We start from the raw sequence: 12923 nt of genomic DNA, 5'->3' as shown, positions 1-12923 counted from the left end.
CACAGGCCGCTCCCGCCGCAGCTGCTCCGGCAGCCCCGGCGAAGGCCGCGCCGGCCCCGGCCGCGAAGGCCGCCGCTCCTGCACCGGCCAAGCCCGCCGCGGCCGAGGCCACCGAGGCCGCAGCCGGCCCCGAGTACGTGACGCTGCGCGGCCCGTCGGCCGCCGTCGCGAAGAACATGAACGCCTCGCTGGAGCTGCCGACGGCCACGTCCGTCCGCGCCGTTCCGGTGAAGCTGCTCTTCGACAACCGCATCGTCATCAACAACCACCTCAAGCGCGCCCGGGGCGGGAAGATCTCCTTCACGCACCTCATCGGGTACGCGATGGTGCAGGCCCTCAAGGCCATGCCGGCGATGAACCACTCCTTCGCGCTGAAGGACGGCAAGCCGACCCTGGTCAAGCCGGACCACGTCAATCTCGGTCTGGCCATCGACCTGGTGAAGCCGAACGGCGACCGCCAGCTGGTCGTCGCGGCCATCAAGAAGGCCGAGACGCTCAACTTCTTCGAGTTCTGGCAGGCCTACGAGGACATCGTCCGCCGCGCCCGCAACGGCAAGCTCGGCATGGACGACTTCACCGGAGTCACCGCCTCGCTGACCAACCCCGGCGGCATCGGCACCGTGCACTCGGTGCCGCGTCTGATGCCCGGACAGGGCCTCATCATGGGCGTCGGCGCGATGGACTACCCGGCAGAGTTCCAGGGCACCTCGCAGGACACCCTGAACAAGCTGGGCATCTCCAAGGTCATGACGCTGACCTCGACGTACGACCACCGGGTCATCCAGGGCGCCGCCTCCGGCGAGTTCCTGCGGATCGTCGCCCAGCTCCTCCTCGGCGAGAACGAGTTCTACGACGAGATCTTCAAGGCGCTGCGCATCCCGTACGAGCCGGTCCGCTGGCTCACGGACATCGACGCCTCGCACGACAACGACGTCACCAAGGCCGCGCGGGTCTTCGAGCTGATCCACTCCTACCGGGTCCGCGGCCATGTCATGGCCGACACCGACCCGCTGGAGTACCGCCAGCGCAAGCACCCCGACCTGGACATCACCGAGCACGGCCTCACCCTGTGGGACCTGGAGCGGGACTTCGCGGTCGGCGGTTTCGCCGGCAAGTCGATGATGAAGCTCCGCGACATCCTCGGTGTGCTGCGGGAGTCGTACTGCCGCACCACCGGCATCGAGTTCATGCACATCCAGGACCCGAAGCAGCGCAAGTGGATCCAGGACCGGGTGGAGCGCACGCGCACCCAGCAGCCCGAGCGCGAGGAGCAGCTGCGCATCCTGCGCCGGCTGAACGCCGCCGAGGCGTTCGAGACGTTCCTGCAGACCAAGTACGTCGGCCAGAAGCGGTTCTCGCTGGAGGGCGGCGAGTCCGTCATCCCGCTGCTCGACGCGGTCATCGACTCCGCCGCCGAGGCCCGCCTCGACGAGGTCGTCATCGGCATGGCCCACCGCGGCCGGCTGAACGTCCTGGCGAACATCGTCGGCAAGTCGTACGCGCAGATCTTCCGCGAGTTCGAGGGCAACCTCGACCCCCGGTCGATGCACGGCTCCGGCGACGTGAAGTACCACCTGGGCGCCGAGGGCACCTTCACCGGTCTGGACGGCGAGCAGATCAAGGTCTCGCTGGCCGCCAACCCCTCGCACCTGGAGGCGGTCGACCCGGTCCTGGAGGGCATCGCCCGCGCCAAGCAGGACATCATCAACAAGGGCGGCACGGACTTCACGGTCCTGCCCGTCGCGCTCCACGGCGACGCGGCCTTCGCGGGCCAGGGCGTCGTCGCCGAGACGCTCAACATGTCGCAGCTGCGCGGCTACCGCACCGGCGGCACCGTGCACGTGGTGATCAACAACCAGGTCGGCTTCACCGCCGCCCCGGAGTCCTCGCGCTCCTCGATGTACGCCACGGACGTGGCGCGCATGATCGAGGCGCCGATCATCCACGTCAACGGTGACGACCCCGAGGCCGTCGTCCGTGTCGCGCGCCTGGCCTTCGAGTTCCGGCAGGCGTTCAACAAGGACGTCGTGATCGACCTCATCTGCTACCGCCGCCGCGGTCACAACGAGGGCGACAACCCGGAGTTCACCAACCCGCAGATGTACACCCTGATCGACAAGAAGCGCTCGGTGCGCAAGCTCTACACCGAGTCCCTCATCGGTCGCGGCGACATCACGCTGGAAGAGGCCGAGCAGGCGCTGCAGGACTTCCAGGGCCAGCTGGAGAAGGTCTTCGCGGAGGTCCGCGAGGCCACCTCGCTGCCGGCTCCGGCGCACACCCCCGAGGTCCAGCCCGAGTTCCCGGTCGCCGTGACCACCGCGGTCTCCCAGGAGGTCGTGAAGGTCATCGCGGAGTCCCAGGTCAACATCCCCGACCGGATCACCGTCCACCCCCGTCTGATGCCGCAGATGCAGCGCCGCGCGGCCTCGGTGGAGAACGGCACGATCGACTGGGGCATGGGCGAGACCCTGGCCATCGGTTCACTGCTGATGGAGGGCACCCCCGTCCGGCTCGCCGGCCAGGACACCCGCCGCGGCACCTTCGGCCAGCGGCACGCGGTCCTCGTCGACCAGGTGACCGGCGAGGACTACACCCCGCTGCTCTACCTCGCCGACGACCAGGCCCGTTACAACGTCTACGACTCGCTCCTCAGCGAGTACGCGGCGATGGGCTTCGAGTACGGCTACTCGCTGGCCCGTCCGGAGTCGCTGGTCATCTGGGAGGCCCAGTTCGGTGACTTCGTCAACGGCGCACAGACCGTCGTCGACGAGTTCATCTCCTCGGCCGAGCAGAAGTGGGGCCAGACCTCCGGCGTCACGCTGCTGCTGCCGCACGGCTACGAGGGCCAGGGCCCGGACCACTCGTCCGCCCGCCCGGAGCGCTTCCTCCAGATGTGCGCGCAGGACAACATGACGGTCGCCATGCCGACGCTGCCGTCGAACTACTTCCACCTCCTGCGGTGGCAGGTGCACAACCCGCACCACAAGCCGCTGATCGTCTTCACCCCGAAGTCGATGCTCCGCCTCAAGGCGGCGGCGTCGAAGGTGGAGGAGTTCACCACCGGCGGCTTCCGCCCGGTGATCGGCGACGACTCGGTCGACCCGAACGCGGTCCGCAAGGTCGTCTTCTGCGCCGGCAAGGTCTACTACGACCTGGAGGCCGAGCGCGAGAAGCGCAGTGTCACGGACACGGCGATCATCCGTCTGGAGCGCCTGTACCCGCTGCCGGGTGCCGAGCTCCAGGCCGAGATCGCCAAGTACCCGAACGCCGAGAAGTACCTCTGGGCCCAGGAGGAGCCGGCCAACCAGGGCGCCTGGCCGTTCATCGCCCTGAACCTGATCGACCACCTGGACCTGGCCGTCGGCGCCGACGTCCCGCACGGTGAGCGCCTGCGCCGCATCTCGCGGCCGCACGGCTCGTCCCCGGCGGTCGGCTCGGCCAAGCGCCACCAGGCCGAGCAGGCACAGCTGGTCGCCGAGGTCTTCGAGGCCTGACCGGTCGCTGTATGAACGACGAGGGGCCCGGTCCCGCGAGTTGATCGCGAGGCCGGGCCCCTCGGCATGTGCGCTCGGTGGCTTCGGATCACCCGAATGCTTCAGATCATCTGCGGTTCGAAGTCCCAGTACGGACGGTTGCGGGAGCGAGCCGAGACCGTGTGGACGTGCTGCTCGCCCAGGGTCGCCGCCAGATCGCCCAGCGCCTCCGTCTCGACCTTGTCCGCACGCTGCAGTTCCCGGAGACCGCGCAGGTCCGCGGCGTGCGCGATCCGGGCGGAGAGGGTCAGCGGATGGGTCCGGCCGAGGACCTCGACGGCCCGGGTGATGACCGAGTCCGTCAGTGCGGCGGCTGATTCCGGATCGCCCACCAGGTTGCGCAGCGCCGAGGCGTTGATCGCGCAGCCCAGCGTCCAGGGGTGGTTCTCCCCCACGGCCCGCGTCATGTCGGCGAGCGCCTCCTCCAGGAGCGTGTGCGCATGGTCCCGCTCCCCCACGTTACGGAGGATCAGGGCATGGTTGGCCCGGGTCCCCGCCACATACGGGTGATCCTCGCCGAGCATGTCCACATAGCCGCCGACGACCTTCTCGCTTATGTCCCTGGCCTGGTCGATGTCGGCGTGCTCACGGGCGAAGAAGCTCTGGCTGGCCGCGAACATCATCGTCAGGGGGTCGTCCTCACCCAGCACACGCTCGGATCGTTCGAGAACCCGGGTGAACAGCGCCGCGGCCTTGGCCCGCTCCCCCGAGCGGTACTGGCACAGCGCGAGATTGTGCTCGGCGCGCAGGGTCTGCGGATTGTCGGAGCCCATGACCAGCCGGTGCACCCGGGCGCTCTGGTTCTGGAGCGACAGGGCGTCTCCGTACCGGCCCAGCAGGCGCAGGTCGGTGGCGTAGTTGATCTCGGAATAGAGCGTCCAGCTGTGGCGCGGTCGCAGCAGTCGGCGCCGGGCCTCCAGGGTGCGTTGGTTGAGTTCGAGCGCCTCCTCGTACCGGCCCAGCAGACGCATCGAAGTGCCCAGGTTGTTCTGGGCATTGAGCGTGCGTGAGTCCTGGTCGCCCAGCAGTTCGCGGTAGGCGCCGAGGATCCAGCTGGAGATGCTCAGCGCCTCGTCGTACCGGCCCAGGCCCCGCAGGTCGGCGGCGAGGCCGCTGGCGGCACGCAGGTGTTCCAGGTCCTGCGGGCCGCGTTCGGCGCGCAGATGGTCGACGGCGGCCCGTTCGATGGCCTCCGTACCGGCGTAGTCGCCGACAGCCCGCAGCAGGTTGGCGTAGTGGTATCGGAGGTCCCAGACCCTGGAGTAGTCCTCGCCGAGGAGTTCCCGCCAGGCGTCCATGGCCCGTGCGCCCAGCTTGATGCCGGCCCGGTACTCCCCGGAGAGGTACATGTAGCGCAGGCAGTTGAGTACCAGGTTCTGCACTCCCGGGTCGGTGCTCTTGAGGACGTCGGCCCATTTCAGGTGCGGGGTGATCTCGGCGTAGGCGGGCCACAGACGGGTGTCGGTGGGCCGACCGGGATCCGCGGCCGCGAGGGCCCGGCGGACCACGTCGATGAACTCCTGACGGTCCCGCTCCGGCATGTCCTTGCCGATGATCTGGTGGACCATGCGGTGCATGTAGAGCGATTCGCCGGACGACGCCTCGTCGGCCACCGACTCGTGGGACTCCAGACGGACCACGGAGTACTGGCGGAGCTGGCCGATCGCCCTGTTCCACAGCAGCGGGTCGTTCATCAGGCCGGAGAGCTGTTCCGGCAGTTCACCGGGGGGCATTTCCTTCAGCAGCCGTACGGGAATGGAGCCGGGTGCGAAGAAGCTGCACAGGCGCAGCAGGTCGACGGACTCGGGAACGGTGTCCTTGAGCTTGTTCAGCAGTATCGACCAGGCGGTCTGGAAGGCGAGCGGGAAGTCCGCGGAGACCTTGACGACGTCCTGGTCGATGCCGCCTTCGAGGAGCTCGATGTACTCCTCGACCGACATGTCGGAGTCGTTGAGCCAGCCGGCGGTCTGGTCGAGGAGCAGCGGGAGGTCTTCGAGTGCGCCGGCGAGCTGGTCGGCCTCGGCCGGGGTCAGGCGCGGGGCCCGGCGGCGGATGAAGGCGACCGACTCCTCGCGGTCGTAGACCGGGACCTCGACGAGGTTGCTGTTGTGCTCGCTCCACTCCGGGTTGCGGGAGGTGATCAGGACATGTCCGGGGCCGGTCGGCACCAGGTCCCAGATGTGTTCGGGTTCGTCGGCGCCGTCGAGGACGAGGAGCCAATGGGAGTGCGGTTCACCGCGGCGCAGTGCGTCGCGTACCGCGCGCAGCCGCTCGCCGTACTCGGCGCCGGTGGACAGGCCCAGTTCGGGGGCGAGTTCGGCGAGTTTCTGACGATAGAGGGCGCGGCGGTCGGCGGGCACCCACCACACGACGTCGTACTCGGAGCCGAACCGGTAGACGTACTCGGCGGCCAGCTGGGTCTTGCCTACGCCGGACATGCCGTGCAGGGTCACGACGCCGGCTCCGGATCCGGCGTCCTGGAGGGCCCGGTACGCCTTGCTGAGCAGTTCCTCACGGCCGGTGAACCGGGTGTTGCGGCGTGGCACCCCGCCCCACACCTCGGGGGTGTCGGCCGGATACCGGATTCCCGGCCTGGCGTCGACGGACTCGGGGAGCGGGTCGGTGGGCAGGTCCAGGCGTACGAGGAGGCGCCGTTCGGCCTCGTCGGCGCCGACGTTGGTCAGGTCGGCGGCGGCGAAGACCGAGGTGGCGCCGGGCAGCGCGGAGGTGGTGACGCAGACGGCGGCGAAGCGGTCGGGGTCGGCGGCGACGACCTCGCGCAGGGCCCTGTTCCACTCCTCGTGGCTGCGTGGTCCGAGCTGGAAGTACCAGTCGCTGAGGATCACCAGGACACGTCCGCGCGACAGTGTCAGATCCCGCAGCGACTCCTCCAGCGGAACCTCCACCGGGGGGTCCCAGCGCTGCTGGACGACCGTCACCCCACGCCGCTCCAGACGGTCTGCGGTCCACGCCGCCCAGGCGCGGTTGAAACCGGCGAAACTGATGGTGACGGTCTGCGCCCCGGTTGCTCCAACTTGCTTACGCGTTCCGGGCATTCAACCATCTCCCTGCCTAGATACGGGCCTTGTCAAGATACACCGGAGCATGGTCGCTCCGAGCGATATCACGCGGTCGCTCACTGCCCTCGCGAGCCGTTCCTCTGCTGCCATATCACCTTGGCGGTGGCCACGTACGCCTCCGCGCGCGCGAGATGACCCGTGGGGGGCGGACAATCGTCCAGACGGTGGTAGAGCGTGATCATCTCGTCGACCAGCACGCGGCCTTCGCGGGTCAGTGCCGCCGATCCGGCCAGCACGGGCAGTACGGCCCCGACCTGCTCGCGGCAGCGGGCGTGCTCGGCCCAGGCGAGGTCCCGGTGGGTGACGCGCTGCGCGCCGAGCGCGAACCGCTGCCAGTAGTCGGCCAGTGCGATGTGCGAGTAGGCGCCCTGGAGCAGGCCGTCGAAGGGTCTGGGGTCGGAGCGCCAGGGGGCGAAGTGGCGTGGTGTCGCGTCCTCGTGGTGCAGCGGTACGAGGGAGCCCAGCGCGGCCAGTTTGGTGTGCTGGAGTTCGTGGACGAGGGTCGAGGCGAAATAGGCGGCCGTGGCGGGTTTGCTGCTGAGGACGGCGCCGAACGCCTCGCGTCTGGTGCCGCTGCAGTGCGCCACGCCGTCGCCGAGGGGTCCGGAGCCGGGTGGCGGTCCGAGCGGCACCAGGCAGCGCAGCAGGACGGCCGCTTCGGTGAGGCGGTGTTCGCCGCCGATGCGGAGCAGGGGCTCCATTCCGGACCAGGACTCGGCCCAGGCCTTGCGTTCGTGATCGTCGATGTGGGTTGCGGCGCTCAGTCCGTGGCGCCGGAGTCCGCCGCCCCCGGCGCGGTACGGGTCGACGTCGTCCATGGGTACGGGTCCGGTGCCCGGCAGTACGGCGGGCAGGGCAAGCACGGGCAGCCAGCGCGGGTCGGCGGAGCAGGCCGTGCCGTCCTGTTGCGTATGTACGGTGATCAGCGGTCGGCCATCGGTCTCGAACACCGTCAATTCCCCTTCGGAGAAGGCGATGTCGGCCGGGCCCGAGGCCGTGCGGAGGGCGCCCAGGGTGGGCAGTGACAGAAGTCCGTCGTGTGCGGTGAGCCGGGTCGTGAACGCGACTCCTGCGCGGATCGCGGCTGCGGCGGCGAGAGCGCTCAAGTGGTCCATGTCGGCCCCGAGTTCGACGCCGGGGGTACTGCCGGAGAGACCGCGCAGACAGCGTTGCGCCCAGGGGCCCGTGAAGGGGTGGAGCAGGACGGTGCGCACAGCGGCCCGGTCGGCACGCTCGGATGCTTCCAGCAGTGCCCAGTCCTGGTGCAGCCGGTCGAGTGCCCGAGGGGGGCAGACGGTCGTGGGGGCGGCCTCGGCCGCGTCGAGCACGGCGCGCAGAAGAATCAGCCGTCGGGTGTCCTGGTCGCGTACGAGGACGCGGAGGGTGTCCACATCGCCCTCCGTGCGGCCGAGTTGTCGCAGCATGCGGTCCGGGAACAAGGGGTTCGGTGGGGGGATCATCGGTGTGCTCCTGCGGTTGCGTCGGACAGCCGGGCCGCGATGTGGCGCACCAGCCGTTCGAGATCGGCGCAGTAGACGGACGGGTTGGTGAAGCCGTTGTCTGCGCGGTAGCGGTGTGCGTAGTGGCCGCCGCCGCAGACGGTCAGCAGCGGGCAGGCGCGGCAGGCGGCGGCGAGCGCGTCGGCGCCTGCCTGGCGGGCGGCGACGCCGGGGTGGCCCAGGGCGTCGTCGAAGGTGTGACGGAAGACGTCGAGCCCGGTGGCGGCGGCCGTGTCGTAGGCGGACTTGAGGGAGTCCACCTGCTCGATCGTCCCGTCGGTCTCGACCACGATCGCGTTGACGGGGTCGAGACCGAGAGATTCGGTGGCGGCGGGCAGGCCCAGCAGCAGGGCGATGCACTCCTCGAAGAGCCGCACCCGGGTCTCCCGGTGTGCGGCCGGCCACCAGCGGTCGAAGACGGTGATGAGCCAGTCGCCGTACGGGGTCGGGCGGCCCGGGCCCGCGGGGGCCGTTCCCGCGCTGGGAAGGCCCGGCGGGGGATTCGTCCAGTTGCCGTGCGGCAGCAGCAGGTCCAGGGCCGGTGGGCGCAGGGCGAGCAGCGACTCGTACATCTCCACCGGGTCGGTCCGCGGGTCGACGACGGTGAGGATGCCCGCGTACGCGTCGGGGTGCCGTTCGGCGAGGAGCCGGGCGCCGCGCGACGCGGCGGGCCAGGAGGGTCGTCCCGCGTGGTCGGTGCGCCGGGTGTTGTGGGCGGCCAGACCGCCGTCGAGGCTGATGCCCATCCGTATGCCGTGCCGGGCGAGGACGGCGATGCGGGCGTCGGTGAGCAGGGTGGCGTTGGTCTGCACGGTGGTGTGGACGGTGCAGTCCGCGGGCACCACGTGACGTACCCGGTCGGCGAGGGCGGCCAGCCGGTCGACGCCCACGAGGAGGGGTTCGCCACCGTGCAGGACCAGGGCGACGTCGCGCAGTCCGTGGGCCGCGGCGTGTTCGGCGATCCGGTCCGCGGTGCGCTCCAGGACGGCGGGTGCGGCGGCGGCCGGGCGGGCGCGCCAGGTGCGGTCGGGGCCCTCGTAGAGGTAGCAGTAGCGGCAGGCCAGATTGCACCGGCCATGCACCTTGACGATGAACTGCCCGAAGGGGACCGGGAGTCGGCCGGCGGCACCGGTGTCCACGCGCCGGGGCGTGCGCGGCGTCGCCTGTCGAGACACTCCGGCACCCCCGTGCTGCATGTCTGCCGGGACGGCCCCCGTCGCCGGCCCGAGGCGAGTATCCCTGGCTTGCCGTGCGGGCAAACCCGTCCCGGGCCAGGATGTCCTGTTCAACCGGGCTCCGGACCGAAATCCTCCGTCTCCGGGCCCGTCGCCGACCCCGTCCTGAGGAACGACGGGGCTCCCCGCCTCAGAAGGCGCTGTTGAATCCCCACAGCATTTCCCGAGGCTGATCGGCCCGGCCGCACAGATCCGCGACCACCTCGCTGAGCACCGGGTGGTCCAGTGTCCGAAGCGCCTCCAGATCGAGTTCCAGCAGATCCGGCAGCGCGTCCGGCCCGCCGGACGACCCACCGCCCGGCCCGCCGTTGCCTGTCGACTCGCTCATCACGCCTCCCCGTAACGCGTACTGCCGCATCGGGCCCGCGGTCACTCGCTCACCGTTGAGCGCGTCCCGCCGAGCCCGTGTCCCTGACACACCTACATCTGCTCGCGTTGCGATGACACCCGTGCGGTCTCACCCGCACCGGTCACCTCTGTACCGATGCCCCGCACAGTCCGACATACGCCTGTGCGGGCATGCCGTCGACCGGCGTCGGTCGTACGCCGTCGCACTCGGCGCGCGCCGCCCGGAAGGCATCACACCGGGGTCGCCGTCCGGACGGGCCGCCCGATCGCTCCCGCCCGGCACTCAGCGCTCCAGCTCGGCCAGCCGCTCGGCGGTCGACTCGCCCGCCGCGCCGCCGCCGTCCGGCAGTTTGCGCCATTCCTGGCGGGCCGCCCGGTACGCCTCGCGTGCGGCCCGGGGACGCCCCGCCCTCTCGTATGTCATACCCCGCCAGTGGTTGGCTGTAGCACCCAACTCCACTGCCTGTCGGACCTGTTGTGGACTATCCAGCTCCGCTTCCGCCGTGCCGGCCGCATCGGCCGCGTCCCGGAACGCCTCGGCCGCCTCGTCGAGCCGGGCCGGACGGTTCAGCACCCGGGAGGCGTCGAGGTGGGACAGGCCCAGTTCCAGCCAGCAGCGCGCGGCGGTCAGCGGGTCGGTCGCCTCCTGGGCCGCGAGCCCGAAGAGATGCTCGGCCTCCCGCAGATCGACCCGGTCCTCGGTGGCCCGGTGCCGCAGCATCAGCGCCCGCCCCAGCATCAGCAGCCGATCGGCCTGACGCGCGCTGCCCGCCGCCGTCTCCGTGCGGCAGTCGCGCAGCACCCGTACCGCGGAGCCGATGTGTGCGCGGCCGTCGGGCAGTTGGGCGCGGCGCAGCAGGGTACCGCCCCATTCGGCGAGCAGATCGGCGTGGGCCTGTGAGTCGCGCGGGACGCCGCGCGCGGCGCGGGCGAACCAGTCGGCGGCGTCCACGAGTTCATCCGGGTTGCCGATGTGTTCGTAACGGGCGACACGGACTCGGGCGGCCCGGGTCTGGAGGAGGGCGCGCAGCCGCTGTTCCCGTACGGTCGCCAGGGCCTGCTCGATCAGGGTCGCCGCCTCGTCCGGCTCCTCGCCGGAGGCGAGCAGGGCGTCCACCAGGTCCAGCAGGATGCGCACCTCGGTGCCCATGGTGTGCCGGCCGCCGCCCTGCTCGAACGCCGTGCGCAGGGAGCGCGCCGCCTGACCGGCGTACACCCGGGACTGTTCGGTGTCGGCGGTGGCCCCGGCCAGCCTCAGCAGGGTCCGGCCGTGCGCCAGCGGCAGGGCGGCGGGCCGGTTCTCCTGGTCGGGCCAGACGTCGGCGAACGCCTCCAGCATGCCGTACGCCGCCTGCAGCAGGGCGGTGTCGCCGTCGAGCCGCCACTGCGCCTCCAGGGCCCGGACCCGCTCCAGCGTCAGCCGGAGGGCCTCGGCGGGATCCAGGCCGGGGGCCGAGCAGGCGGCCGTGTACTCGCGGTCGGCGCGCCGCAGCAGTTCCAGTGCGCCGCGCCGGTCGCCACGCCGTCGCCGGTCGTCGGCCGCGGCGTGCAACACCTTCGCCAGTACGGCCCGTTCGTGCGCCGCCCCGGGGTGCGCGGCGGCCCGTTCGGCGGCGTACTCGGCCTCGCGGAGCAGCTCGGCGTCGCCCTGGACCTCCCACAGCCGCAGGACGCAGCGCGAGTACTCCGCCCAGAGCTCGGGGTCGGCGCCGGGCCGTTCCTCGCGCTCCGTGGCGCCCCGCAGCAGCTGCACGGCGTCGATCAGGTACTGCACCATGCTGTCCGATTCGAAGTGCCGCACAAGGACGCGGGCACTCTCCACCGCCGCGTTCGGCGTCTGGACGGGGCTCCGGTAGCCGTCCCGGTCGGCCTGGATGACGAACTGCTCGGGCAGGGGCATGAAACGCTCCAGTACGCGGACCGCGACCTCGGCGAAGGGATGGGGGACGCGCGACCCGCCGCTTGCGCCGCTCTCCCCGTTCTCGTCACCCTCTTCGATCTCCCCGTCGGGCGCGCTGTTCTCCATGGTGTCCGTGGTGTGGGTGGACCGCGACGATCCGTCCCTGCCCTCCCCGAGCTGGGCGAAGGCGAGGGCAGGGAAGTTCGGCCCGCCCTTCCCGAATCGCTGCTCGATGTACTGCGAGCAGTGCTTGAGTACGAGCAGCGCCTCGTCCCGGCCCAGCGGGCCGAGCAGCGCTTCCCGGACTCCGGGCGCGAACTCGTACCACTGACCGCCGCCCTCACCCCCGTCCTCGGCCCTGCTTCGCGTCAGCAGTCCGCTCAGCAGTACCTCGGCGAGTTCGGACGGGCCGGAGTGGGGCAGCATCGTGCGCTGCACCAGCTGCATCACGGGCAGATACAGCGGGGCCGCCGCGAGGTAGACGGCCAGCTGTCCGGCGACCGGGGAGGCCGCGGAACGGAAGCGGCTGACCAGTTGGAGCGAGGACAGCCCGTCGCCGGGGCGCTGCGCGGCCGCCGCGGGCTGATCGGCCCGCACCCAGCCGACGGCTCCGGAGATCCGCCCCGCACCGGTGCCGGAGAGCAGCCTCGCCCAGGCCGCCAACGCGCCTTCCACCGGCGGGAGTACGGGAATCGCGAGGGCGCCCGGGTGCACGGCGGGCCCCGTTCCGGCGTGCTCCGTGACCTTCAGCACGGCGGCGCCACCGGGCCCGTCACCCCGGGACAGCGAACCGTAGGTGACCGGCAGCCTGGTGCGGTTCCACATCCGCTGCGGCAGGGGCTGGAGCACGGCGGCCGGGGCCTGTCCGGCCAGCTGGTGCAGGAGCCGGTGGGCCCGGCCGCTGTGCCAGAGCGGTCCGGCGCAGTCGCTGACAAGAACGGTGACACGACGGCCGGTCGGATCGCTCAGCCGGTCTGCGGAGTTCAGCGGTGCGGCGGCCGGATCGGGGCTGCGGCTCACCGCGGCCGCACCGTCGGGCCCCTGATGCAGATAGCGCACCTGGACATCCCGGAAAGCACCCAACTGAGCAAATATCTCCTGGAGTTCGCCGAACATCCGGTCCCACACCAGCATGGAGGACGAGGCGTCCATGACGCACTGCAACAACGCCTCGCCCCGGGAGGCGCCACGGAACACCGGCATGATCATCCCACCGGCCCGGGCGCTGAGCTCCGCGGTCGCCGTCTCGTCGAGAGTGCGGCGCAGCGGGGGCGCGGCCGGGCGGTAGCGCTGCAACGGGCGCAGGGCTCGCTGGAGTTCGAGCGGCG

6 protein-coding genes are annotated in these 12923 nt (G+C 71.1%); 1 reads left to right on the top strand and 5 read right to left on the bottom strand.

The genetic code is table 11. From position 1 onward, the window contains the following. The coding region (locus GA0115254_RS18935; protein WP_093896493.1) for a multifunctional oxoglutarate decarboxylase/oxoglutarate dehydrogenase thiamine pyrophosphate-binding subunit/dihydrolipoyllysine-residue succinyltransferase subunit at positions 1-3494 on the top strand (3494 nt) is incomplete at its 5' end. 101 nt (positions 3495-3595) lie between these two features. Here GA0115254_RS18935 and fxsT read toward each other — a convergent pair. The 5 genes from fxsT to GA0115254_RS18910 all read right to left on the bottom strand — a co-directional run. Beyond that, on the bottom strand, positions 3596-6589 hold the full coding sequence (gene fxsT, locus GA0115254_RS18930; RefSeq protein WP_093896492.1) for an FxSxx-COOH system tetratricopeptide repeat protein: 2994 nt from the start codon (positions 6587-6589) through the stop codon (positions 3596-3598). 80 nt (positions 6590-6669) lie between these two features. Then, positions 6670-8073: an HEXXH motif domain-containing protein gene (locus GA0115254_RS18925; RefSeq protein WP_093896491.1), complete on the bottom strand. Its 1404-nt coding sequence runs from the start codon at positions 8071-8073 to the stop codon at positions 6670-6672. Further along, positions 8070-9308, bottom strand: a complete 1239-nt coding sequence (locus GA0115254_RS18920; protein ID WP_093896490.1) for an FxsB family cyclophane-forming radical SAM/SPASM peptide maturase — start codon at positions 9306-9308, stop codon at positions 8070-8072. The genes GA0115254_RS18925 and GA0115254_RS18920 overlap by 4 nt, the downstream gene beginning before the upstream one ends. A gap of 169 nt (positions 9309-9477) precedes the next feature. Further along, on the bottom strand, positions 9478-9675 hold the full coding sequence (fxsA, locus tag GA0115254_RS18915; RefSeq protein WP_093896489.1) for an FxSxx-COOH cyclophane-containing RiPP peptide: 198 nt from the start codon (positions 9673-9675) through the stop codon (positions 9478-9480). 303 nt (positions 9676-9978) lie between these two features. Beyond that, a partial coding sequence (locus GA0115254_RS18910) for an SAV_2336 N-terminal domain-related protein (RefSeq protein WP_093896488.1) occupies positions 9979-12923 on the bottom strand: 2945 nt, incomplete at its 5' end.

Origin of the sequence: Streptomyces sp. Ncost-T10-10d (assembly GCF_900091955.1) — a bacterium.
Lineage (GTDB): Bacteria > Actinomycetota > Actinomycetes > Streptomycetales > Streptomycetaceae > Streptomyces.
This window is presented reverse-complemented; position numbering and strand designations above follow the sequence as displayed.